The sequence below is a fragment of the Glutamicibacter sp. NPDC090743 genome, assembly GCF_044769125.1.
GTDB lineage: Bacteria > Actinomycetota > Actinomycetes > Actinomycetales > Micrococcaceae > Glutamicibacter.
The window spans coordinates 135,296-158,904 of the sequence record NZ_JBIVXE010000004.1; the positions used below are offsets into that span (position 1 = coordinate 135,296).

The 23,609-nt window shown below is 61.7% G+C and carries 27 protein-coding genes and 2 tRNA genes; 21 read left to right on the top strand and 8 right to left on the bottom strand.

Annotated elements, in window-relative coordinates; all coding sequences use genetic code 11:
* Positions 1-65: 65 nt before the first annotated feature.
* The 10 genes from ACIQTS_RS09340 to ACIQTS_RS09385 all read left to right on the top strand — a co-directional run bounded on the left by ACIQTS_RS09340 (position 66) and on the right by ACIQTS_RS09385 (position 8,271).
* Positions 66-653, top strand: coding sequence for a hypothetical protein (locus ACIQTS_RS09340; protein ID WP_400288922.1), 588 nt, complete (start codon positions 66-68; stop codon positions 651-653).
* Between the two features lie 164 nt (positions 654-817).
* A complete protein-coding gene (gene lepB, locus ACIQTS_RS09345; RefSeq protein ID WP_286134220.1) occupies positions 818-1,522 on the top strand; it encodes a signal peptidase I in 705 nt (234 codons plus the stop codon).
* A gap of 11 nt (positions 1,523-1,533) precedes the next feature.
* Positions 1,534-2,259: a ribonuclease HII gene (locus tag ACIQTS_RS09350; RefSeq protein WP_105661214.1), complete on the top strand. Its 726-nt coding sequence runs from the start codon at positions 1,534-1,536 to the stop codon at positions 2,257-2,259.
* Positions 2,259-2,579, top strand: a complete 321-nt coding sequence (locus ACIQTS_RS09355; RefSeq protein WP_105657739.1) for a DUF2469 domain-containing protein — start codon at positions 2,259-2,261, stop codon at positions 2,577-2,579. Before ACIQTS_RS09350 ends, ACIQTS_RS09355 begins: the two co-directional genes overlap by 1 nt.
* 161 nt (positions 2,580-2,740) lie before the next feature.
* Positions 2,741-3,103 (top strand): YraN family protein, encoded by a 363-nt coding sequence (locus ACIQTS_RS09360; RefSeq protein WP_332595130.1) that lies wholly within the window; start codon positions 2,741-2,743, stop codon positions 3,101-3,103.
* Complete coding sequence (locus ACIQTS_RS09365) at positions 3,100-4,659, top strand: YifB family Mg chelatase-like AAA ATPase (protein ID WP_400288925.1); 1,560 nt, start codon at positions 3,100-3,102, stop codon at positions 4,657-4,659. Before ACIQTS_RS09360 ends, ACIQTS_RS09365 begins: the two co-directional genes overlap by 4 nt.
* A gap of 8 nt (positions 4,660-4,667) precedes the next feature.
* Positions 4,668-5,912: a DNA-processing protein DprA gene (dprA, locus tag ACIQTS_RS09370; RefSeq protein ID WP_400288927.1), complete on the top strand. Its 1,245-nt coding sequence runs from the start codon at positions 4,668-4,670 to the stop codon at positions 5,910-5,912.
* 33 nt (positions 5,913-5,945) lie between these two features.
* Positions 5,946-6,941 (top strand): tyrosine recombinase XerC, encoded by a 996-nt coding sequence (locus tag ACIQTS_RS09375; RefSeq protein WP_402472953.1) that lies wholly within the window; start codon positions 5,946-5,948, stop codon positions 6,939-6,941.
* Between the two features lie 141 nt (positions 6,942-7,082).
* The gene (locus ACIQTS_RS09380) at positions 7,083-7,586 is read left to right on the top strand and encodes a DUF3145 domain-containing protein (RefSeq protein WP_105657742.1); all 504 of its coding nucleotides are present in this window, start codon (positions 7,083-7,085) and stop codon (positions 7,584-7,586) included.
* A 298-nt stretch (positions 7,587-7,884) separates the two neighbouring features.
* On the top strand, positions 7,885-8,271 hold the full coding sequence (locus tag ACIQTS_RS09385) for a VOC family protein (RefSeq protein ID WP_105657743.1): 387 nt from the start codon (positions 7,885-7,887) through the stop codon (positions 8,269-8,271).
* A gap of 6 nt (positions 8,272-8,277) precedes the next feature.
* Here the strand turns inward: ACIQTS_RS09385 and ACIQTS_RS09390 are convergent, their stop codons facing one another.
* From ACIQTS_RS09390 to ACIQTS_RS09410, 5 genes are all read right to left on the bottom strand, one after another.
* Positions 8,278-8,853 (bottom strand): dihydrofolate reductase family protein, encoded by a 576-nt coding sequence (locus ACIQTS_RS09390; RefSeq protein WP_105657744.1) that lies wholly within the window; start codon positions 8,851-8,853, stop codon positions 8,278-8,280.
* Positions 8,854-9,046: 193 nt separating this feature from the next.
* Positions 9,047-10,294 carry a beta-ketoacyl-ACP synthase II gene (gene fabF, locus ACIQTS_RS09395; protein ID WP_402472957.1) on the bottom strand — a complete coding sequence of 416 codons (1,248 nt, stop codon included), beginning with the start codon at positions 10,292-10,294 and terminating at the stop codon, positions 9,047-9,049.
* A 120-nt stretch (positions 10,295-10,414) separates the two neighbouring features.
* On the bottom strand, positions 10,415-10,660 hold the full coding sequence (locus tag ACIQTS_RS09400; protein WP_105657746.1) for an acyl carrier protein: 246 nt from the start codon (positions 10,658-10,660) through the stop codon (positions 10,415-10,417).
* Between the two features lie 219 nt (positions 10,661-10,879).
* Positions 10,880-11,803, bottom strand: a complete 924-nt coding sequence (locus tag ACIQTS_RS09405) for an ACP S-malonyltransferase (protein ID WP_402472960.1) — start codon at positions 11,801-11,803, stop codon at positions 10,880-10,882.
* Positions 11,804-11,979: 176 nt separating this feature from the next.
* A complete protein-coding gene (locus ACIQTS_RS09410; protein ID WP_105657748.1) occupies positions 11,980-13,191 on the bottom strand; it encodes a CdaR family transcriptional regulator in 1,212 nt (403 codons plus the stop codon).
* Positions 13,192-13,253: 62 nt separating this feature from the next.
* Between ACIQTS_RS09410 and ACIQTS_RS09415 the strand changes: the two genes are divergently transcribed.
* Positions 13,254-13,388 (top strand): hypothetical protein, encoded by a 135-nt coding sequence (locus ACIQTS_RS09415; RefSeq protein WP_286134540.1) that lies wholly within the window; start codon positions 13,254-13,256, stop codon positions 13,386-13,388.
* Here the strand turns inward: ACIQTS_RS09415 and aceE are convergent.
* Complete coding sequence (gene aceE / locus ACIQTS_RS09420) at positions 13,348-16,092, bottom strand: pyruvate dehydrogenase (acetyl-transferring), homodimeric type (protein WP_105657749.1); 2,745 nt, start codon at positions 16,090-16,092, stop codon at positions 13,348-13,350. The genes ACIQTS_RS09415 and aceE overlap by 41 nt on opposite strands.
* A 362-nt stretch (positions 16,093-16,454) precedes the next feature.
* Between aceE and ACIQTS_RS09425 the strand changes: the two genes are divergently transcribed.
* The 9 genes from ACIQTS_RS09425 to ACIQTS_RS09465 all read left to right on the top strand — a co-directional run bounded on the left by ACIQTS_RS09425 (position 16,455) and on the right by ACIQTS_RS09465 (position 20,218).
* A complete protein-coding gene (locus tag ACIQTS_RS09425) occupies positions 16,455-16,871 on the top strand; it encodes a DUF3052 domain-containing protein (protein WP_105657750.1) in 417 nt (138 codons plus the stop codon).
* Positions 16,871-17,323, top strand: coding sequence for a redoxin domain-containing protein (locus ACIQTS_RS09430; RefSeq protein ID WP_402472964.1), 453 nt, complete (start codon positions 16,871-16,873; stop codon positions 17,321-17,323). The genes ACIQTS_RS09425 and ACIQTS_RS09430 overlap by 1 nt, the downstream gene beginning before the upstream one ends.
* A gap of 115 nt (positions 17,324-17,438) precedes the next feature.
* Positions 17,439-17,514 (top strand) — tRNA-Val (locus ACIQTS_RS09435).
* A gap of 662 nt (positions 17,515-18,176) precedes the next feature.
* A tRNA-Val gene (locus tag ACIQTS_RS09440) sits at positions 18,177-18,252 on the top strand.
* A 112-nt stretch (positions 18,253-18,364) separates the two neighbouring features.
* The gene (locus ACIQTS_RS09445) at positions 18,365-18,973 is read left to right on the top strand and encodes a class I SAM-dependent methyltransferase (RefSeq protein WP_402472966.1); all 609 of its coding nucleotides are present in this window, start codon (positions 18,365-18,367) and stop codon (positions 18,971-18,973) included.
* A gap of 108 nt (positions 18,974-19,081) precedes the next feature.
* Positions 19,082-19,225 (top strand): hypothetical protein, encoded by a 144-nt coding sequence (locus tag ACIQTS_RS09450; RefSeq protein WP_402472968.1) that lies wholly within the window; start codon positions 19,082-19,084, stop codon positions 19,223-19,225.
* 30 nt (positions 19,226-19,255) lie between these two features.
* Complete coding sequence (locus tag ACIQTS_RS09455; protein WP_402472971.1) at positions 19,256-19,582, top strand: hypothetical protein; 327 nt, start codon at positions 19,256-19,258, stop codon at positions 19,580-19,582.
* On the top strand, positions 19,569-19,862 hold the full coding sequence (locus tag ACIQTS_RS09460) for a transcriptional regulator (protein WP_402473347.1): 294 nt from the start codon (positions 19,569-19,571) through the stop codon (positions 19,860-19,862). The genes ACIQTS_RS09455 and ACIQTS_RS09460 overlap by 14 nt, the downstream gene beginning before the upstream one ends.
* Before the next feature lie 161 nt (positions 19,863-20,023).
* Entirely contained in the window at positions 20,024-20,218 is a 195-nt protein-coding gene (locus ACIQTS_RS09465; protein ID WP_105657755.1) for a CsbD family protein, read from the top strand.
* Positions 20,219-20,304: 86 nt separating this feature from the next.
* Here the strand turns inward: ACIQTS_RS09465 and ACIQTS_RS09470 are convergent, their stop codons facing one another.
* Both ACIQTS_RS09470 and ACIQTS_RS09475 read right to left on the bottom strand, forming a co-directional pair.
* Positions 20,305-21,531 carry a methyltransferase gene (locus ACIQTS_RS09470; RefSeq protein WP_402472973.1) on the bottom strand — a complete coding sequence of 409 codons (1,227 nt, stop codon included), beginning with the start codon at positions 21,529-21,531 and terminating at the stop codon, positions 20,305-20,307.
* A gap of 66 nt (positions 21,532-21,597) precedes the next feature.
* On the bottom strand, positions 21,598-22,830 hold the full coding sequence (locus ACIQTS_RS09475) for a glycosyltransferase (protein ID WP_402472975.1): 1,233 nt from the start codon (positions 22,828-22,830) through the stop codon (positions 21,598-21,600).
* Between the two features lie 94 nt (positions 22,831-22,924).
* On the opposite strand from ACIQTS_RS09475, the gene ACIQTS_RS09480 reads away from it, so the two are divergent.
* Entirely contained in the window at positions 22,925-23,566 is a 642-nt protein-coding gene (locus tag ACIQTS_RS09480) for a TetR/AcrR family transcriptional regulator (protein WP_402472978.1), read from the top strand.
* Positions 23,567-23,609 lie beyond the last annotated feature (43 nt).

The window sequence follows — 23,609 nt, forward strand, 5'->3', positions numbered from 1 at the left end:
GATTTCGGCACTAGTCTCAAAGCTAAGATCGTTGCGGCAACGTGAATATCACCGAGGTGTAAATTATGAATTTCAACGCTAGAACTTCACGCACGCCAATCATGCTGGCCTCTACTGCCGCCATGGCTGCCCTATTGCTAACCGGCTGTGGTCAGGGAACCGATCCAGGTGCGCAGGCTAGGGCCAGCGCCACGGCATCGGAACCCTCGCAGCAAACAGAAAAATCGAGCGGGAACACCGTGGACCAAGACGCATTGCTCCAGACCAATGACCAGCTCTCCGAAGCCTTGGGCGATGAATACGTCCAGGGTTGGATCAAGGACGGGCAGCTGAATGTTTCGACGACCAGCGAAGAGCAGCTATCCGTTATTGAAGAAGCCGGGGCTATCGGGCACCTAGTCCAATTCAGCAGCGAGGAGCTTCGTTCGGCGATTTCCGAAATCATGAAGTGGCAGGGCAAGCAGGAAAACCCCGTGCGCACTGCCATCCATGCATACACGCTGAATCCTGAAACGGGCGGCATCACCCTGTCGGTGGATAAGAGCCAGCTGGACGAAGTCCAAAAGCTGATTGACGCTGAGAAGCCCATCGGCGAAATCCCCGTGGACTACAAGCAGAGCGGTGGCATCATGTCGCCTGCTGCCACCCAGTAGCCCGCAGCCCGCTTGAACGGACGCACCAATGGCCAGGCCCGGCGACGGACCTGGCCATTGGTGCGTTTCTGGGCAACTGGCCGTGGCTATGCAATGATCCGTTGCGCCTGGCAAGACACGTAAGATGGGGATTACACGCGACAATGGAAGGTACTAATCGAATCGTGAGCGCAGCATCAGCAGAGACTCCTCCAAGCAGGGGACCCCTATACAAAATATGGCGCTTCGTCCGCGAGATTGTCATCATCATCGCGATCGCGCTGTTGCTCTCGTTCGTGATCAAGACCTTCTTCTTCCGTGCCTACTACATCCCATCAGGCTCCATGGAGCATACCCTCGAGGTCAACGACCGGATTTTCGCCAACCTCATGGTTCCCGGGCCGTTCGAGCTGGAACGTGGCGACGTCGTCGTCTTCCGCGATGACCAGGAATGGCTGCCACCGCTGACCGAGTACCCCACCGCGTTCCAGAATGTGCTCTCCTTTGTCGGCGTGCTGCCAGCGGCTGATGAGCAGTACCTGGTCAAGCGCATCATCGGCATGCCCGGTGACACCGTGGAATGCTGCACCGCGGAAGGCGCCATCACGATCAACGGCGAGCCCATTGACGAGCCGTATATCTTTGACGGCGACAGCCCGTCAGACATGGAATTCAAGGCGACCGTCCCAGAAGGAAAAATCTGGGTGATGGGTGATCACCGAGGTGCCAGCGCGGATTCCCGCTTCCACGCCGATCGCCAGGGCGGTTTCGTCGACCTCGAATCCGTCCAGGGCCGCGCTTCGGTGATCTCTTGGCCAACCTCGCGCTGGGGCATCGTCGACTCGCACGAAGAAGTCTTCGCCAACGTCCCGCACGCAGTGGCGAAGTAGGGGCACCGCCCATGGCCGTTTTGAAGAGCAAGGCAACCACGCTAGAACATGAGCGCGCCTTGGCAGCCAAGCATGGGTTCCGCTATATCGCAGCGGTCGATGAGGTGGGACGCGGCGCCTTGGCTGGTCCGATTACCGTCGGCATGACGGTAATAGATATTGAGCAGGTCACGGAGTTCCCAGCGCTGCGCGACTCCAAGCTGCTGAGCCCGGAAACCCGTACGGAACTGGTCGATCCAGTTCGCCAGTGGGCCGTGGGCTATGGCGTTGGGCATGCCTCTGCGGCTGAAATCGATGAGCTGGGAGTTACTGGCGCCCTGCGCCTGGCCGGATCGCGGGCCATGGAGCTGTGCGCGGTACAGCCCGAGGCGGCGCTTCTGGATGGCAGCTACGACTGGCTGACCGCACCGGAACCGGATCTCTTCGACATCCTGGCCGATGACCGCGAACCCGTGGGCCTGCACATCCCGGTGACGACCATCATCAAAGGCGACATGACCTGCCAGGCGATCGCCGGAGCTTCCATCCTGGCCAAGGTCGAACGCGATGGCATCATGGTTGATCTGGCCACCGAGCATCCGGCCTTCGGCTGGGAGATCAACAAGGGGTATGCCACCGCTGCGCATCGTGCCGCGATCGTTGCGCAGGGTCCCTGCGACTACCACCGCAAGAGCTGGAACTTGACTTCGGGTGCTGATCAGGCCCAAGGTGAAGCCACGACAAAGAAAGCAAAGTGATGGCTGCCGACGACCTGGAAAACTACGAGTCCGACATGGAACTGCAGCTATACCGCGAGTACAAGACCGTGGTGGGGCTGTTCAATTACGTGGTCGAGACCGAGCGCCGCTTCTACCTGGCCAACCAAGTGGACGTGAAGACCCTGTCCAACGCCGGGGAAGTGTACTTCGAGTTGAACCTCACCGACGCGTGGGTCTGGGACATCTACCGCCAAGGGCGCTTCGTGAAGTCCGTCAAGGTGCTGACCTTCAAGGACGTCAACGTCGAAGAACTCAACCCTGACGAGTTCCAGATCCCGAAGGATGGGCTGGGCTCCTAGCGCGAGGCACTGTGGCATTCGATCGCCGGCTCTGTTCCTGGAACAAAGCCGGCGATCTCGCTTAAAGCGAATTGTCCACATTCCGCGGCGGGCGCCGCCGCTGTGGACCATAATTCTCCGACGATGTTTCCATTACGGATCGCAGACATCGAGGAGCAAACATGCAGACCGCGAAGCAACGCCTAGGGGCCGATGGCGAACAAGCTGCCGCCGCATTTCTCACCGGGCAGCACTACGAAATCCTCGATCGCAATTGGAGATGCCCAGCAGGGGAGCTGGACCTGGTGGCAAGAGCCGGCAACGGCCAGATCACCGCCGTCGAAGTCAAAACCAGGTCCTCGCAACGCTATGGATCGGGCTTCGAGGCGATCAGCGCGGCAAAATTCCGCCGGCTCAACAGGCTGCTGATTTCCTGGGCCCAATGCCATCGCATGTTTCTTGCCGAACTTCGCGTGGACATCGTCGAGGTCTATCTGACAGCAACAGGGTTCGAATGCCGGCTGCATGAGAACGTGCGCTCATGAGCACCGCCCGGACCAGCGCAGTGGCACTGCACGGGGTCAGCGCCTCACTGGTGGAAGTCGAGGCCGACCTCGGCAACGGCATCCCAGGATTCGTCCTGCTGGGCTTGCCCGATGCATCTTTGAGCGAGGCCCGTGAACGAATCAAAGCCGCGGCAAGGAATTCAGGGATTCCTCTGGCAAACCGGAAACTGACGGTCAATCTTTCGCCAGCCACCCTGCCCAAGTATGGATCAGCTTTCGATCTGGCCATCGTCATCGCCGCCTTGGCCGCTGATCAACAGCTGTTCGCGTCACCGAGCACGCTGTTCATGGCGGAACTCGGCTTGGATGGAACCTTGCGGCCAGTACCCGGGGTGCTGCCAGCGGTGCAGCTAGCCAAGGTCCATGGTCTCGACCGGGTGATCGTGGCCGAGGCTAACGGGGCCGAAGCGAGGCTGGTGCATGGAATCGAGGTCATGGCGCTACGCCATCTGGGACAGGTCCTCACCTGCTGCGGTGCCCCAGCCGAACATGTCACCACTTACCTGCGCCACCGGCAGCCGCAGGCGCCTACCGAATCTGCTGGCCCTGCCGCAGGAACTGCTGCCTCGGGCGATGCGGACCTGGGCCTGGTCAACGGGCAGCAGGAAGCTCGGCTCGCCTTGGAACTGGCCGCGGCCGGCGGGCACCACCTGATCATGGTCGGACCGGCCGGTGCCGGCAAAACCATGCTGGCCAAGTGCCTGCCATCGATTCTGCCGCCACTTGATGACCTGCAAGCCCTTGAAGCCACCGCGGTGCATTCCATTACTCGGGGCGGATCCGGGGAATTGGACCAGCTGCAACGCACCCCGCCTTTCGTGGCGCCGCACCACACCGCGTCCCGTTCAGCCCTGATTGGCGGCGGAACCGCCCAACTCATTCCCGGGGCCATTACCCGCGCGCACCAGGGCATTCTATTCCTCGATGAAGCAGCGCAATTCCACACCGGAGTACTTGATGCGCTTCGCCAACCGATCGAGGAAGGCTATATCAACCTCGCGCGGATACGCGGCCACCAGCGGCTGCCGGCCCGTTTCCAACTCATCATGGCCTCCAATCCGTGTCCCTGCGGAAAAAACTTCGGCACCGGTACCGGGTGCACCTGTACGCCCATGGCCCGCCGGCGCTATTTCGCCCGGCTTTCAGGACCCATCCTCGACCGTGTGGATCTGCAAGTCAGAGTCAATCCGGTAGCGCAAGCACAGCTTCTTAGCGGAGTACCAAATGAATCCAGTGCACAGGTGCGTGAACGCGTCTTGGCCACCCGGGCACGCAGCAAGGAGCGGCTGGGAAAGTTCTCCATTGCTTGCAACGCGCAAATACCAACTCAGATCCTCAGGAATGAACTGGAATACCCGGCCAAGACCCGGGCGGCGCTTGAACAACTCGCCACACGACGCGGGCTCTCTGCGCGCGCCATCCACCGCCTCCTGCGGGTCGCGTGGACGGTTGCAGACCAGCAAGGGCATGCAGCACCGACCGAGGATGATCTGGCCATCGCCGCTCACCTTCGCCAGAACTTGGAAAATAGCTAGGTAAGGCCATGACTTTCAACGATGTGAACACTGCCGGAAAAGCCTCGGCTCCAACCAGCCAGGAGCGCCGGGTCTACGCCCAATTGAACCAACTTATCGAGCCCAACGACTATGTGGCCACGGCCTTGCTGGAACTGATGAGCCCACAGGAACTGCTGCGCCTGATCCAGCGAGAGGATTTCTACCCGGCCGCGCTCAAAGCGCCGGTCGACGGAATCCTCGGATTCCACCCGCCCGGGGATGGCGCACAAGACTTGAGCGTAGCCTTGGCCCGATGGAGAAAGCGCCTGTCGCTGAGCAACCCAGCGGGAGCCTTGGATGCCGCTGCGCGCGCGGGTGGCGGATTGCTGATCCCGGACGATGCTTCGTGGCCGCGACAGCTAGCCGACCTGGAACTGGGACGTCCCCTGTGCCTGTGGTGGCGTTCAGCGAACCCGCAATTGCTCGAAGGCCAAGAGCTGGCGCGCAGCGTGTCCATCGTCGGCTCCCGCGATGCCAGTGACTACGGTGATCAAGTCACCTTCGATCTTGGCCGGACCCTGGCCCTGAACGGGTACACCATTGTCTCGGGTGGCGCTTACGGCATTGACGCCAGCGCGCACCGGGCCGCTCTGAGCGTGGACGATTGGCAGCATCCGAACCCGCCAACGATCACGGTTATGGCTGGCGGCATCGATCGGCTCTACCCTTCGGGCAACAGCAACCTGCTCAACCAGATTATTGCTCGCGGCGTGCTGATCTCAGAGGTGCCTCCCGGAACCACATCAGCACGCTTCCGCTTCCTGAACCGCAACCGGCTGATCGCGGCATTGAGCAGGCTGGTTATCGTCAGCGAAGCGCGCCACCGCTCAGGAGCGCTGAACACCGCCAGCCATGCAGTCGAGTTGGGACGCGATGTAGCGGCCGTTCCCGGAAGCGTTTTCGCGCCCAACTCCGCAGGGTGCCACCGATTGATTGCAGAAGGCAGTGCGGCCTTGCTCGCCAGCCCGCAAGATGCGCTGGGCCTGGTTGGCCACCACTGCCAAGCAGAGCCGCGGAGTGCCAAAGTTCAGCAACGCCCGACGGACATCCTGGGTAGGGACGAAGCAATGGTGTACGACATCATGTCCTTCACCAAAGGATTGCTGGTTGATGAGATCTCTGCCCGCAGCGGGGTGCCGTTGATCCAGACGCTACGCGCCATCAATCGATTGGAGACACTGCAAATGGCTGCCACCGATGGCCTGGCATGGAAGTTGGTGCGCCAAAACTGACCGGTGACGCAGCTGAGGGTATCCTCAATAGTGATGAAGCAAGAATCAACGACGCACGCCAGCAATGCGATGTCAGCAAAATTCGCTGAGCCGGTGGCAGACTACCTGGAGTACCTGCAACGCGAACGCGGCCGCAGCACTAATACCCTGCGAGCCTACGAAGTGGATTTGCGGAACCTCGGCCAGTTCTTGCTCCACCATGCGCAGGATCCGAGCCTCAAGCAGATTTCAGTTGATACGCTCCGCGATTGGTTGGCACAGCTTCATGAATCGCAGATTTCCCGCACCACCTTGGCCCGCAGGATCTCTGCGGTGAAGAGCTTCTTCGCGTGGACGCTGAAGCATCAGCTGATCGACGCGGACCCTGCCCTGCGGCTGGCCGCGCCCAGGAAGGAACGGCGTCTTCCGCATGTTTTGCAGCCAAGCCAGATCGACCGCTTGCTCTCCGAAACAGCCCAGCCGCCTGCTGGAAAAGAAGTCAGCGAGAGCAAGCCGGAACCTGCCCCCGATGCCAAGAGCCAGGCCGTAGCGGCACGCGATAAAGTCATCGCCGAGTTGCTGTACGCATCCGGCCTGCGTATCAGCGAGCTCGTGGCCTTGGACGTTGACGACATCGACTTCGAACGACGCACCGTCAGGGTTCTCGGCAAGGGCAACAAGGAACGGGTTGTTCCGTTTGGCAAGCCCGCCGAGCGCGTGATCATCGGGTGGATTCGGTCGCATCGCAAGGTCCTGGCCCGCCAGGAAGCTCAAGGCGCTTTGCTCGTAGGGGTGCGCGGTGCGCGCTTGAATGTACGCCAGGCACGAGAGGTCATTTCCAAGGCCTTGCAATCGCTGGGGGATACCGCTGCCAGCGGCCCGCATGCCTTAAGGCACACCGTAGCCACGCATCTGCTGGATGGGGGCGCAGATTTGCGTGCTGTCCAGGAATTCCTCGGGCATGCTTCGCTGGCAACGACCCAGCTATATACTCACGTTTCGGTTGACCGATTGAGGCAAAGCTACCGCCAAGCCCATCCCCGAGCCTGACTATTTGGTACCAATCTGCAAAAATAGCCTTTCTGGGTGGCGAAAGGCCTCTTCATCGGGCAAAATGGAAGTATCGGCGGCGATGGCACCGGAACGATGTTGACGTAGGGGAAGACGATCAACACCGCAACGGAGGATGGCATGTCTGCACCGATGTCCAGAGGCGTGATTTATATTCATTCCGCCCCTGCAGCGCTATGCCCACATCTGGAATGGGCAATCGGGTCCGTGCTCGGTACTCCAGTAAAAATGGAGTGGACCGAACAGCACGTCGCACCCGGATTTTGTCGCGCCGAAATCGAGTGGGTAGGTACGCAAGGTACCGGCGCTTTGCTGACCAGTGAGATGCATGGTTGGCAGCACCTTCGTTTCGAAATCACCGAAGACCCAAGCCCGGGTGCCGACGGCAGCCGTTGGTCCGTGACCCCTGATCTTGGCATCTTCCACGCCACCGTTGATTGCGCTGGCAACGTCATGGTCAGCGAAGAACGCATCCGGTGGGCCTATGAAAAGGGCGACGGAAATCCCTCGGTCTTCTACCAGGAGATGTCCATCGCTCTCGGCGAGCCCTGGGATGAAGAACTCGAACCCTTCCGTCACGCAGGCGAAGACGCGCCTGTTCGATGGCTCAACCAGGTGGTTTAGCAACTGGTTATCCAGTCCCTGAGTGACTTATCAACCGGCACTCAGATACAACCCCGATGGTGCGGGGTTGTTACCCAAAAGAAGTGGGATCCCATGCCGGGGATCCCACTTCTTGCTTTAAAAACTGCGGTTGTGGAGAAGCGCCGAAGCGCAGTGCTATGCTCGATGGCGATGAAGACCAGTCAGGCCGCATGCGGCCACTCCCGGAACGGCAAACTGGTCGTTCCCTGATCCGCGGCCCTCCCGTGCCAGATGCATTCCACCAAAGAACAGCACATCTGAACCACGAAAGGGAGACATGACCGCACAGTTCAACCACACCATCATCGCTTCACTCGACCCGCAACGCATGGCAAAGTTCTATCTTGAGCTGCTCGAAGCCCGCGCGGAATCAAGCTGGGGACCATTTACCAACATCAGCCTGGCCCACGGGGTGCTGCTTCAATTCGCTGCACCACCGATGGACTTCCCAGCGCAGCACTATGCCTACCTGCTCGATGACGAGCATTTCGACCGCGCCTACGCGACTATCCGCGAGGGGAAAATGGAGCATTGGGCCGATCCCCAACGGCAGCTGCCAGGGCAGATTAATCATGAACACGGCGGCCGGGGAGTCTATCTGCTTGATCCTTCCGGGCACTACCTGGAATTGATCACCCGGCCTTACCTGCCCGCAGCCAGCTAGGACCAGCTAGCGCTGAACCTTGAACACGTTCTTCTGGATGCCGTTGGAGTAGACCTGCGAATCAATGAGGGCCAGCTTCTGCGCGTCCAGGCTCGCGTCGCTGAAAAGGCGCTTGCCTGCACCAAGCAAAACCGGGAAGACCAGCAGGTTGTACTGGTCGATGAGCTGATGTTCTTGCAGCGAGTGGACCATCGTTGCCGATCCATGGATACTGATCGGGCCGCCGTCGCCGGCTCGAAGCCGCGCCACATCGGCGACCGAGCGCAAGATCGCAGTCTCGCCCCAGTTCCCGGCCAAGTCCTTCTCCCGCAAGGTAGTGGAGAGCACGTACTTGGGCATCGCGTTGTACTGCGGGAACTGCTCGGTCATCGAGGGCCACACCGCGCAGAAGGCCTCGTAGCTGTGCCGGCCCAAGAGCATGGCGCTGGCTTCTTCTTGCTCGGCGCCCTTCAGTTCGTAGGCGGCGGGGTCGAACTCGACCGAGTTCATCGTCCAGCCTGAATTGCGGTAGCCGGGTTCGCCGCCCGGGGCTTGGACGACACCGTCCAAGGAGACGAAGGAAGTGGCGATCAGGGTGCGCATGGGAAGGGATCCTTTGCTCGTGGCAAGTACCGTCAGTTGCCTCAGACATGAGGCGGTACTTGAGCTTAACGAACATGTCAGGACCGAAGCAATGGCTCTGAGCCAATTCTTTCGGGGTTAAAGACCACTGGGCTGGTTGAAGAGTAATCTTCAACCAGCCCAATGGCGCGCTCGCCTGCAGCTGCCGGAACGGCTAGACGCTGCGGATGGCGACCACGGCGTTATGGCCGCCGAAGCCAAAGGAGTTATTGAGCGCAACGATGGAGCCCTCTGCAGGCAGCTGCGCAGGCTGGCCGGTGACGACCTTCAACGGGATCTCTGGATCCTGGTTGTCCAGGTTAATGGTCACCGGGGCCTTGCGGTTGTAGATGGCCAGTGCGCACAGCACGGACTCCACGGCACCGGAGGCGCCTAGCAGGTGGCCCATCTGCGACTTGGTCGCGGATACCCACACGTTCTCGAGGTGATCGCCCAGGGCGTTCTTCAGCGCAGCGTATTCCGGCTTGTCGCCAACTGGGGTGGAGGTTGCGTGGGCGTTCACATGGACTACGTCCTCTGGCTGGATGCGGCCATCGAACATGGCAGCCTTCAGCGCACGGGTTGCACCCATGCCTTCTGGATCCGGTGCGGTGATGTGGTGCGCATCGGAGGTGACCGAGGAGCCTGCCAGCTCGGCGTAGATGCGTGCGCCGCGGGCGATTGCATGCTCTTCGGCTTCCAGCACCAGCGCGCCAGCGCCCTCGCCCATGACAAAGCCATCACGGTCGGTGTCGTAGGGGCGCGAAGCCTTGGTCGGATCATCGTTGCGGCGTGAGAGTGCATGCATGGACGCGAAGGCGGCCATCGGCATGGGGTGGATCGCGGCTTCTGCGCCACCGACCATGACCACATCGGCCTTGCCCGAACGGATCAGCTCCAGGCCAACGTGCATCGCTTCGGTACCCGAAGCGCAAGCCGAAACCGGGGTATGCGCGCCACCGGCGGCACCCAGGTCCAGCGACACGGCAGCTGCTGGGCCATTAGGCATCAGCATTGGAACGGTCATGGGCAGGACGCGGCGTGGGCCCTTTTCGCGCAGGGTGTCCCAAGCGTTGAGCAGGGTCCAGACGCCGCCGATGCCGGTAGCGAAGGCAACGGCCAGCTTGTTCTGGTCCATCTCTTCCTTGACCAGGCCTGAGTCGGCCCAGGCTTCACGGGCCGCAACCACAGCGAACTGGGTCGATGGGTCCATGCGCTTGGTCTCCGGGCGGGAGAGTACCTCGGTCGGCTGCACAGCAGCGCGGGCGGCGAAGGTGACCGGCAGGTCGTATTCCTTAACCCAGTCATCTTCCAGGGTTACGGCGCCGGAGACGCCCTTGAGGGCGTTTTCCCATAGGGTGGGGACATCCCCGCCGATTGGGGTGGTGGCTCCGAGACCGGTGATCACTACTTTGCGCGCCATCATCAAACTCTCTACTGTGCGAATAAGAACTGTGCTTGGAAATTCAGGGGGCCGGCTTGACGTACCGGCCGGTGTGCGCGGCTTGCCCGCACAACGGTGTGGCGAAAAACGCCGGGAAGCTTAGGCCTGTGCCGCAGCGATGAAGTTGACGGCGTCGCCGACGGTCTTCAGGTTCTTGACCTCTTCGTCAGGGATCTTGACCTCGAACTTTTCCTCAGCCTCAACGACGATGGTCATCATCGAGATCGAGTCGATGTCCAGGTCCTCGGTGAAGGACTTGTCCATCTGCACGTCTGCTTCGTCCAGGCCGGTCTCGGAGTTGACGATTTCGGCGAGGCCCGCCAGGATTTCTTCGTTGCTAGCCATGGATGGCTCCTTTTCTTCTTAGCCGGAGGACTCCGGTCATTTTTGTGGCTGGGTGCAGATCCTGTTTCCAGGAACCGGTTCCAGCCGGCTTAATGAAACTTTGGTGGCGCATCAAGAATGCGCGGCACGTTTCGTCGGTTTAAAGCTTAGGCCAGAGACGCGCTCGGCGGACGCAACATGACGTTCCCGGCGTGCACAATCTGTGAACGGCGCAAAAGCCTAGTTGGCGGTGTGCTCGGCGATGAACGTCTTGGCAGCTTCCAGATCCGCTGGACTCTTCACCGCCAGGGTCTTCACGCCCTTGAGCCCGCGGCGGGCCAATCCCACCAGGGTTCCGGCCGGTGCCAGTTCCAGCACACCGGTCACGCCAGCTTCGGCCAGCGTCTGCATGCACAGGTCCCAGCGGACCGGACGCGATACCTGGGCGACCAGCGAATCGAGGTTCGCCTGGCCATCGGCTACGGCCTTGCCGTCGAAGTTCGAGAGCAGGGTTTCCGCTGGTTCCTTCGGGGTGATGGTTCCGGCCAGTTCCTCCAGGATGCCAACTGCGGGCTGCATGTGCGCGGTATGGAATGCGCCGGCAACCTTCAGGGGGATCACGCGAGCCTTGGCCGGCGGGTTCTCGCCCAGGGCCGCGAGCTGCTCCATGGTTCCTGCGGCCACAATCTGGCCGCCGCCATTGGCGTTGGCCGGGGTCAGGCCCAGTTCGTCGAGCTTGACCAGGACCTCATCCGGGTCGCCGCCGAGCACTGCTGCCATGCCGGTCGGAGCCGCCGCAGCGGCTTCGGCCATGGCGTTGGCGCGGACCTTCACGAAATTCATGGCGTCAGCTTCGTCCACCGCGCCGGCCAGGGCCGACGCGGTGATCTCGCCAACCGAGTGGCCGGCCACAACGGCGCCTGCCGGCAGCGAGCTGCCAAAGAGCGCACGGGCGGTGACCAGGCCGGCAGCGACGATCAGCGGCTGGGCGACGGCGGTGTCCTTGATGGTCTCTTCATCGGAGGTGGTGCCGTGGGCGGTGAGGTCGCGCTCGGTGATCGAGCTGAGCGCCTGCAAATGCTCGGCCACGCCCTCGACGTCGAGCCATTCGGTGAGGAAACCTGGGGTCTGGGAGCCCTGTCCGGGGCAAACGATTGCTAACACTCTTACAGCTTTCCAAATGTTGGGAGCTTTTGGCGCTTCATTTGAGTACCAAGCTCGTGGTGACTGTTTGTAGGATTTCTACAAAAGCCTAGCGTATCCAGAAGCTGAATTCCGCTGTAATGCGCGATCAACTCGGAATTATCGGTGTCGGGAGCTCGACGCTCTTTGGTTGAAGCCTACAAGTTCGATTCGTGGAGCCGTCCGAAAAGCAGCGCGGTTTGCAGGACGAAGGCATCCCGGGGAACCAGTGGATCCCAACCGGTGACTTCGCTGACCCGCTTGAGCCGGTAGCGCACCGTGTTTGCATGGACAAACAGTTCCCGGGCGGTGCCTTCGAGCGAGTGGCCGAGCGCCAAGTAGCTGGAGAGCGTTTCAGCCAGGCCATTGGAGGCCTGCTGCAGCGGAATGTAGACCTGGTCCACCAGCGCCGTGCGGGCCAATTCATCGCCGTTGCAGGCGCGTTCTGGCCACAGGTCATCGGCACCGACCGGATTCGGTGCTTGCGGCCAGGCCTTGGCGGCGCTGAATCCCGCCACGGCTGCCACCGCGGCGTGGTGCATTTCCTTCACCGTCGGAGCCATGGGGGAGTAGACCAGCGGGCCGGGCCCGAAGAACCGGGTCAGCCGGCTCAGATCCGCTTCTTCGAATTTGGTGTCCGAAAGCATCAGCACCGAGCGGTCGCCGAGCACGCCCACCAGCGAATCGCGCGAGTAGCGGATGGCAATACGGCGCAGGGCCGAGACGAAGGTGGCCGGGTTGGACGAAGGGGTGGTGCCCACCAGGATGCGGATATTCTTCTGCGACTTCCAGCCAATGGCCGCAATGCGCGAGGAGAGCGAGTCGTGGGCCTCGCCGTGCAGCACCGCGTCGACCACGTGGGCCTCCAAGCGCGAGTCCCAGGCGCCGCGGGTTTCGGCGGCGCGGGCATAGACATCGGCGGCGGCGAAAGCGACCTCGCGCGAATAGCGCAACACCGCTTCGCGCAGGGCTGCCTGCTCATGCTCGGCGGCGATGTCGGGCACCTGGGATTCGACCACTTCCACGATGGTGCGCAACAGGCCCAAGGCCTTCTGCAGGGAGATGGATCGGGTCAGCTCCGTGGGAGCGGCGCCGAAGACGTCGGTCACCACCCAGGACGGGGTGGAGGAGGGATCCTCGTACCAGGTAACGAAGGTGGAGATGCCCTTCTGGGCGATCAGTCCCAAGGCGGCGCGCTCATTGGGCGCCAGCGATCGGTACCAGGGCAGTTGCTGGTCCAGGTATTTCAGCGCGGTGGTGGACAGGACGCCAATATGGCTTTTGAGTCGCTTGAGCGTTTCACTGCTGGGTGCCTGGGATCGGCTGGGACGGTTCTTCGGAGCTGCGGCGGCATCCATTTCAGGACTCATGGGTTCCAGCTTAGTTTCTTTTCTTCCCCCGCGCCCGGCACAGCAGGTAAAGGTGAGATTAAATGAGCCAGCTGCCCGGCAACGAGGAAAACCTCGTCATCGGGCAGCTGCTCAATGCGGCGCCGGAGCAAGCTCCGGGCACCTGGACCCTGGGGCCTAGGCGTCGCCGCCAGCGTTGCCGGACTGGCCGGCGTTAGCGTTATTCAGGTCGTACTTGGCGTGCGCCTTCACTGCGGTGTCCGCAGGGATTTCGCCGCGCTCAACCAGCGACTGCAAGGTCTGCACGACCAGCGAGTGCGCATCGATCTTGAAGAAGCGGCGGGCCGCGGCACGGGTGTCCGAGAAGCCGAAGCCGTCTGCGCCCAGGGTGTGGAATTCACCTGGCACGTACGGGCGCAGCTGCTCGGGCACGGCGCGCATGTAGTCGGTGGTCGCGATGACTGGGCCCGGGGTGGACTCCAGCTTCGAGGTCACGTACGGGGTGCGGCGCGGCTTCGATGGATCCACGAGCACGTCGGCGTCGGCGCGCTGGCCGTCGCGGGCCAGTTCGTTCCACGAGGTGACCGACCAGACATCAGCCGAAACGCCCCACTCCTCGGCCAGGATGGCCTGGGCTTCCAGCGCCCATGGCACGGCCACGCCCGAGGCCAGCAGCTGTGCGCGCGGGCCGTCGGTGGTAGCTTCCTTGAGCAGGTGGATGCCCTTGATGATGCCTTCGATGTCAACGTTCTCCGGCTCAGCTGGCTGGCTGATCGGCTCGTTGTACACGGTCAGGTAGTACATCACGTTCGGATCGGCGTGGGTTCCGCCGTACATGCGTTCCAGGCCGGAGCGCATGATGTGGCCGATTTCGTAGCCGTAGGCCGGATCGTAGGTGATCACAGCAGGGTTGGTCGAGGCCAGAATTGGCGAGTGGCCATCTGCGTGCTGCAGGCCTTCACCGGTCAGGGTGGTGCGGCCGGCGGTAGCGCCGATGATGAAGCCACGGGTCATCTGGTCCCCGGCTGCCCAGAACTGGTCGCCGGTGCGCTGGAAGCCGAACATCGAGTAGAACACGTAGATCGGGATCAGCGGTTCATCGTGGGTCGAGTAGCTGGTGCCGGCAGCGGTGAAGGCTGCGACAGCGCCGGCCTCGTTGATGCCCGGGTGGATCAGCTGGCCCTGAGGGGATTCCTTGTAGGCCAGGACCAGGTCGCGGTCCACGGACAGGTAGTTCTGGCCGCCCGGGTTGTAGATCTTCGCGGTCGGGAAGAACGAGTCCATGCCGAAGGTACGGGACTCATCTGGCACGATCGGCACGATGCGGTGGCCGAATTCCTTGTCGCGCATCAGGTCCTTGAGCAGGCGCACGAAGGCCATGGTGGTGGCCGCCTGCTGCTTGCCCGAACCGCGCTTGGCGATCGCGTAGGTCTTCTCGCCTGGCAGGGCCAGCTTCTTCGAAGCTTCCTGGCGGCGGGTAGGCACCGAACCGCCCAGGGCCTCGCGGCGCTCCATCATGTACTTGTACTCAGCCGAATCCTCGGTTGGGCGGTAGTACGGAGGAGTGTAGAGGTCCGCTTCGAGCTGCTCGTCGGTGATAGGGATGCGCAGGTGATCACGGAACTTCTTCAAGTCCTCCATGGTCAGCTTCTTCATCTGGTGGGTCGCGTTGCGAGCCTCGAAGTGCGAACCCAGGCCGTAGCCCTTGACGGTCTTGGCCAAGATAACGGTCGGCTTGCCCTTGAACTCCGCAGCAGCCTTGTAGGCGGCGTAGACCTTGTGGTAATCGTGGCCGCCACGCTTCAGGTTCCAGATCTCGTCGTCGCTCATGTCGGCAACCAATTCCTTGGTTTCCGGACGCTGGCCGAAGAAGTGCTCGCGAACGAATGCGCCGGACTCAGCCTTGTAGGTCTGGTAGTCGCCATCCGGGGTCTGGTTCATGATGTCAACCAGCGCGTTGGTCTTGTCTGCTTCGAGCAGAGCATCCCACTCGCGGCCCCAAGCAACCTTGATGACATTCCAGCCGGCACCGCGGAAGAAGGCTTCCAGTTCCTGCATGATCTTGCCATTGCCGCGAACCGGGCCGTCAAGGCGCTGCAGGTTGCAGTTGATGACGAAGTTCAGATTGTCCAGCTTTTCGTTGGCGGCCAGCTGCAGGAAGCCGCGCGACTCCGGCTCGTCCATTTCGCCGTCGCCCAGGAAGGCCCAGACCTGCTGGTCCGAGGTGTCCTTGATGCCGCGGTTCTGCAGGTAGCGGTTCAGCTGCGCCTGGTAGATGGCGTTAGCTGGGCCGATGCCCATCGAGACGGTTGGGAATTCCCAGAAGTCAGGCAGGGAACGCGGGTGAGGGTAGGAAGGAAGCGCGTGGCCTTCCTTCGACTTTTCCTGGCGGAACCCGTCCATGTCCTCTTCGGACAGGCGGCCTTCGAGGAATGCGCGGGCGTACATGCCTGGCGAGGCGTGGCCCTGGAAGAAGACCTGGTCGCCGCCGCCTGGGTGGTTCTTGCCGCGGAAGAAGTGGTTGAAACCTACTTCATACAGGGTCGCTGCACCGGCATAGGTGGAGATGTGCCCGCCAACGCCGATATGAGGGTTCTGGGCGCGGTGCACCATGATGGCGGCATTCCAGCGCATGAAGGCGCGGTACCGGCGCTCGATGGCCTCGTCGCCCGGGAATTCTGGTTCCTGGTCCACAGGAATGGTGTTCACGTAGTCGGTGGTGGTCACGTGCGGCACGCCCACGGACTTGGCACCTGCACGCTGCAGCAGCGAGCGGATAATGAACTGGGCACGCTCGGTGCCCTGGGTCTCTACGAGGGAGTCAAACGAGTCCATCCATTCCTGAGTTTCCTCAGGATCCCGATCGGACAGCTGGTAAGTCAACCCGCTACGGATCTGGGAGATGTGTTCCTCTACAGCCACGGAAGCTCCTTGATTGAATTGCGGCTCCGACGCTGTGCAGTTTTGCGCTGCGGTGCATCGGTATTGGGACAACGGGTGCAGTAGCACTGGAATGATGTGCACTGCCGGTTCATATGCAACTCTAGTGTTAAACGATCCAGTTTTGTGGCGCGTTTTCCAGCAAGAACCGGTTTAAATCAGATATTTGAAGTGACTTGCGCAACTAGGTACGGGAGCTAACTTCCCGATGGCCATGTCAATATGATGCGGGTCACTGGAATGTGGGTTATATTTGTTCGGCGTGTTATCGCTGTAGCGCTTGAACGGAGCGGCAAAACCGTGTTTCGTTGGTAGTAACGCTTTGCACCAGCAGGAGGAATGAAGTGAGCGACGCCGTATCGGCAAACTTGGAGCCCGCCAAAAAATTGGGCTTCGCTAATGAAGACCTTATTCAGGAACTGGGTTACGACGATGACGTGGACTACGATCTGCGCGAATCGATCGAGGACCTGATTGGTTCAGAGCTGCTCACCGAAGAGGACCATGACGTTGTCGACGCAGTCATTTTCTGGTGGCGCGACGGCGATGGAGATCTAGTTGACGCATTGATGGACGCGCTGAACTGCTTGGACGAGAGTGGCATCGTTTGGCTGCTTACTCCTAAGCAGGGCCGCGAGGGACATGTATCCCCAGCACTTATCCAGCAGGAGGCGCCAACCGCTGGCCTGCATGTAACTACTAGTGAAGGCGTTTCGGAGGATTGGTCCGCAATCCGCCTCGCCCCGCGTAAGAAGAACTAATGATTCAAACAGGTTCACGCCTGTTCGACTTCTCGCTGGAAAATCAGTACGGCGAAACGATAACCAGTACCGGGCTGTCTAGCGGCCGGGTGCTGGTTGTCTTTTATCCCTGGGCATTTTCGCGGGTATGCGGGTCGGAACTGGCAACACTCCAAGAGCACTCCGAATTCTTCACGCAGCACCAGGTGCGCATCGTGGCCATTTCGGTGGACCATAAATTCACCCTGCGCAACTATGCGCAGTCGCTTGGCTTGGACTTCGAGCTGCTGGCCGATTTTTGGCCTCATGGGGCGGTGGCGCAACAGGCCGACGCCTTTGACCCTGAGCGTGGGGTCGCGGCCAGATTGACGCTGTACCTGGTTGACGGTGAAGTGCGCGATATTTTCCGCAGCGAGATGACGCAGCCAAGAAGCATTGATGATTACAAGGCGGCAGTGGAACGCGCCGTTTAGCGTGCCGATATGGGCTGTGCTCCAGTTCACGAAAAAAGTCGGCTCACCGATTTGCCCGGACGCAGAAACCTGTGTAGAGTTATTCCTCGTTGGCTTGCAAAAGCGAACATGGTAAGGGCCTTTAGCTCAGCTGGTAGAGCGTCACGTTTACACCGTGAATGTCATCGGTTCGATCCCGGTAGGGCCCACCAAATAAGAATCCTCGATCCATTCGGATCGGGGATTTTTTGTCTCCTTGAGGCGATTTTTCCACTCGGGCAAGTCCTGCGGTGCCCATAGTGCCGGCTTCATTGAATATTTGATCCTCGATGACGCTGGACTCCTGGCATTGTCGTCCGAAGCCAGCGTGGCTGAGCCGGTGGCCCTTGCGCGGCACCGGAGGGTGCTTCGAATCTGCGAACCCGGTACAGCGATCTGGCATCGCTGTTTTCCAATGCCCCGTGGAGGGTGGCGGCGTCGTCTTCGATCACCGTTTCCTGGTACGTGCTATCGCTCATCGAGCTGCTTCGCTTCCACCTGCGGGGCAAGTCCGCAGATCCAGGCGCCTCGTGTTCTTCCGCGCTGGACTGAGCTCGCGCCTCGGTGGCGCTGGTCCCAGTGGTGCAGCGTGGAATAAGCAGGTGTGGGGGCGATGCTGGCGATTGCGGATTACCCGTGCATGCGAACAGCCTCGAACTTGCCGGCAACGCCACTGGAGAGTAGGTTCCAAGATCAGGCGATGTGGTGACGCTCGGCACTCTTCTATGAAAACCTCCATTTCAATTTGCCAAGTCAGTCCGGGATGCATTAGATTATTACTTGTTGCAGCGAAGGACTGAAGGAAAGAAACTTCCCGATTTCACACACTGCAGGAGGGCCTTTAGCTCAGCTGGTAGAGCGTCACGTTTACACCGTGAATGTCATCGGTTCGATCCCGGTAGGGCCCACCAAAACGAAGACCGCTTCAATCACTCTGGAAAGAGTGATTGAAGCGGTCTTCTTCGTATTCCCGGCCGGCGCCAGCCAATCGCCGGATGCCAGCGAAAGTGCGAAACTGGATGCATGACTGCACCAGAAGAAAACCTTTGGCTCGCCACCGTTCGCAAGAACCCGGACCACTCGCAGAATTTTGCCCAGCGCTGGCGCACGCTTGCCGCCGAAGGCCAGGATATTTTTGGGGAAGCTCGCGCCGTTGACGCGATGGTTGCCCGGGGTAGCAGAATTCTGGATGCCGGATGCGGGACCGGGCGGATCGGCGGCTGGCTTTCCGAGCAAGGGCACCAAGTGGTTGGCGTGGACCTCGACCCGCATTTAATCGATGTTGCCCGGGCAGATTACCCCAAAGCCCGATGGCAGGTCGGCAATCTGGCTGACTTCACCATCGCTGACGCAGCGGGGGAGAACCAGGAATTCGACCTGATAGTTTCTGCCGGCAATGTCGTCACCTTCCTCTCCGAGTCCGAACGCCGCCCGGCGCTGCAGCAACTGCGCGGGCATCTGGCGGCGGACGGGCGCATGATCATCGGCTTCGGCTCGGGACGCGGCTACGGGTTCGATGACTTCGAGGCCGACGCTTTGGAGGCGGGGCTGGCACTGCAGCAACGCTATTCGACCTGGAACTTCCATTTGCCTGCCGCCGATTTCCTGGTGGCCGTGCTCGGGCGCAAATAGCGCCAAGCGCAAACCGAGCGCTGCAGGAAAAATCCACTTCGCTTCCATGCGACGTGCAATCGCTCTTGAAAGGCCCTGGCCTGCGGCTTCTGCCGTGGTCAGGAAACGGTGGGGCACGAGTCTGCGCCGCTGCTGCCGCCGGCGGTTGGCATCGGCACCGCAGTTGCCTCATTCCTCATTGCGATCGTGATTTCCGCCGTGCATTCGGCCAAGCGCGGTTCGGGGACCAAAGGTCCGTCGATGGCGCAATGAGCGATCTACGGCAACACCTTCAGCCTGGGCATGATCATCACCGCCTTGCTCGGTTGGCGGCTGCATGTCGAGGGGCTGAGCTCAATGGGCATGGCGACTTTTGCCCTCACCGGCCTGTGCCTGGTGATCGGCGTGCTCGTGGTTGCCGGCTCGGTGCTCTTCAACGACCGGGCCCAGCTGGTCTTCGGGTCCTGGATCCTGGCTATTGCCCTGCTCTCACTGGCCGTGCCGGCACCGCTGAACCTCTTGGCCGGTGCCGTTGGCGGGCTGGGATTCATCGTGCTGGGCCTGCTGCACGGCAGCAAGCCGGAACTGGTCTCAGGAGCGTTGATCCGGGGTGGGCATGCAGGAGCTTGACCCGCTGATCCACGCCCAGGCACGGCTGAGGACCGTCACGGTCCTGGACACCTTGCGGGCCGGAGACAGCATCTCGTTTCCCAAGCTGCAGGGCCTGCTGTCGATGACCTCGGGTAATCTGGCAACGCATTTGCGCAAGCTGGAAGACGCTGACTACGTGAAGGTGGACAAGATCCTGGAGGGGCGCAGCCCAGTGACCTACATTGCCTTGACCCGCGCTGGGCGAACCGCCTTCGAAGAGTACAAGGAACAGCTTCGCGCACTGCTGGATGCGGTGTGATCGCCGGACGAACGCGTAAGGATACACGCAATTGCGCAGCCGGGGAGGAACCGGGAAAATCTGCCAGCTAATGCAGAGGCCCGGGACAGGTGAATCATCTGCGCGGCCCATTAGGCTGGAGAAGGTACGCTGTCGAATCAACTGCAGAAGGAGATTTTCCAATGGGCCTAGGCGATAAGATCCAGAATAAGGCGCAAGAAGTTTCGGGCAAGGCCAAGAAATCCGTAGGCGATGCGACCGGCAATGAACGCCTGCAGGCTGAAGGCGTTAAGGACCAAGCCGCTGCGAAAGCCAAGCAGGCCGGCGAGTCAGTCAAGGATGCGGCCAAGGACGTACGCGACGGCCTGGACAAGTAGCAACAGGCACGCAGGAGCTTAAACGGCAAAGGTGCCCGCGAATTCCGCGGGCACCTTTGCCGTTTCTGCATGGAACGCACTCGGGGCTACTTGGCCTTGAGCCTCCACAATGAAGTGACTTCCTTCGAACGGGCCGCATGCAGCACGTCCTGGGCATCCTGTGCGCGGTGGTGCCTTGGCGCGGTGTCGATCTTGTCGATGACTTCAAGGCCTGCCGCCTCGATGGCCTCCAGCAGCAGCGCGCGGGTACGTAAGCCCAGCAGCTCGGCGAGATCCGAGATGATCAGCCATCCTTCGCCGTTCTCGGTCAGGTGACCAGGCAATCCGCGCAGGAACTGCATCAGCATCTTGCTCTCGGGATCGTAAATAGCCGCATCCAGGGTGCTCGGCGCGCTGCCCGGAAGCCACGGGGGATTGCACACGACCAGCGGGGCCCGGCCTTCGGGGAACATGCTGGTCAGTTGCGCACGGGCGGCGCCGGAAATACCCAAGCGCGCGAAGTTGTCGTTGGCGCAGTCCACCGCGCGCTGGTGGATGTCGGTGCCGATGACCTGCTTGACTCCGCGGCGGGCCAGCACTGCCGAGAGCACTCCGGTTCCGGTGCCGATGTCGAAAGCCAGCGAGAGGTCCTCCAGCGGAGCCACCGCCACCAGATCCACATATTCCTGACGGGTGGGCATGAACGTCCCGTAGGCCGGGTGGATTTTCGCTCCCAGTGCCGGAACGTCCACACCCTTCAGGAACCACTGGTGGGCACTGAGCATGCCAGCTAGTTCCTGCAGGCTGGCCACAGCCAGGTGTCCAGCCAGGTCCGCGGCCTGCTCGTAGCCGAATGCCACCGCCGGACCGACGATCGGCGCCCGGGGCAAGTCCAGGACGGCCAGGCCGTCCTCGGCGTGGAAATCCAAGGGAATCAGGATCAGCGACAGCATCCGCGAACGCTGGGCCCGGGCCTGCCGGATGGCGTAGAACTTCTGCGCATCATCCAGGACCTTTTTCTTGGCCTTCGCGCTGCTGGCCTTGGCCGCGTTGGCGGCCGCCATGCGCCGGTCCATGGCGGCAAGCAGTTGCTTGGCGTTGTGGAAGTCGCCGGTCCACAGCATGGCCGTGCCGCGGGCCGCGTGGCGCATGGCCGCATCCGCGCTCAAGCGGTCATCGGCCACCACGATGTGTGCTGGTGCCCGGCGGGAATTGGCGGACAGCCAGATGGCTGTGGTGCTGGTTCCTTCGTGGTCCCAGGAAACGGTCACAGGGGCGGTGGCGGAATGGGAAGCGATGGGATGGCCCTGTCGATCAGCGTTGCTCAAGCGCATGGCAACCGCGCATGAGCTGTTCTGTTGCGAGGGGCTGGAGTTCCAATTCTACCGGTCCCGGCCAGGCTAGCTGGGCCGGTGCCTGGCGCCCAGCTGTTCGAGGATCCTTATCACTGGAATCGAGCTGTCCGTTTCGGCTGCCAGCTGCCGGGCAATTCGCCGGGCGCCATCGGCCAGGTCCTCATTGGCCAGGACTCCGGTAATTGAGGACGCGAGCCGCTGCGCAGTCAAGTGCTTGTAGGCAATGGGCTCGGCAGCCGCGCCGAGCCGGTGGATGCGCTGGGCCCAGAACGGCTGGTCGGTGAAGACCGGAACCGGAACTGCAGGGACGCCTGCCCGCAGGCCAGCGGCCGTGGTGCCGGCCCCGGCATGGTGCACGACGGCCGCCATCTGCGGAAACAGCCAGTGGTGGGGTACCGCGCCGATGCCCAGGATGCCGGGTTCGTCGATTTCCGGTTCCCCTTGCACGATAGTCCGTCTTCCGGTGCGCCGGGCAACATCCGTGATGAAGTCCGGTTCCAGCGCCTGCGTGCTGCCGAAGCCAATGAAGACTGGCGCCGGCCCCTCGTCGATGAAGTCGAGCAGCCTCTGCGACGGTGTCCATGCCGGATCGGCTGGCGGCCACCAGTACCCGCAATTGACGATCCCCTCATGCCAATCAGCGGACCGGGGAACGATAACTGAACTGAAGCCGTGGAGAATGGGGCTCCGGTGCTGGCGGCGAAGGCGTTCGGAGGCAATACGGCTGCGCGCGGGCAATCCCAGGGATTCGCGTACCCGCTTTGCTGGGAGGTCGTACGGCGCCTTGGAAGCGGCGAAGAGCTGGCCGAGCAGCTTGTTGCCCAGTGGCCCGAAGCTGCGTGATGCACCCAAAGCCATGGGCAAGTACGCTGCACTGGGTTCAATGGGTTGCAGGTGCGCGCCGATCGCGGGGATGCCCATGGCCTCGGCCACGTCGTAGGCATAGGGTGCTACCGCATTGGTCATGATGATATCGGCACCTCGCTCGGCTGCGGCCATCGTTCCGGTAGCTGCCAGTTCGAAATAGTCCCGGAGCTCCCGCAGGTACCGGCGCAGATCCTTGGGGCTGGCCTTAGCGCCCGGAGCTGCCGGCTTGACCAAGGCGCCCATGTCGCCGGGGAGCTCCCGGAATCGGCAGCCTGCGGAAACGGCAAGGTCCTTGTATGCCGGGTTTGCCGCAATGGATACAACGAAACCATGGAGCGCCAGCTTCTGGCCGAGGCCGGCCATCGGCGCGACATCGCCTCGTGTTCCCGGTGCGATCATCAGCAAGCGCATGGTTCCTCCTGTAGAGTTAAATGCGAACAGTGTTCGCTGTTAACTATACAGCCAGAGCACGGCGCGCGACGCGCCCTGCGGGAAAGGACGGGCGATGACCGGCAATCAGCCTCGCACCGGGCCCAGGCCCCGGCACTCCCGGGCCAAAATCGCCCAGGCGGCGATCGTGCTGGCCGATGAAGAAGGCATGGGAGCGGTATCCATCAGAGCCGTCGCTGCAAAGATCGGAGCAGGAGCCGCCTCCCTGTACCGTTACGTTGAGTCCCATGAGGAGCTCACCGGACTCATGGTTGAGCAGATCAGCGCGGAATATGAACTGGAATCGCTGGCCGGTTCGGCTGCCCAGCAGCTTCTCGGCCTGGCCACCCAGGGCCTGCAGATCATGCGCAGGCATCCCTGGGTGCCCTTGCTGGCCATGGGCAAGTCGTCCGTGGGGCCGAACGCCTTGGCCTACCTGGAACGTGGATTAGCGGCCTTGGAAGGCAGCGGGCTGGAGGCAGGGGCCAAGCTGCATTGCCTGGCGATGCTCAACGCCATCACCGCAGCATTTGCGCTCAATGAGCAAAGCCAGCAGCGGCCCGAAGACCCGGCGGCCCTGTTCGCGCAGCTGGAAACAGGCCGCTACCCCCACCTGTCGGCCGCGCTGGGCCAAGCGGCAAGACCCGTGGACCAGCAAACCGCCTTCGAAAACGCGATCATGCACTATCTGCGTGGTGCCGGTGTTATTCCCGACTAGCCAGAGGCCATTCTTTGACATCTTCTAGGTGGTGCGGGAGCAA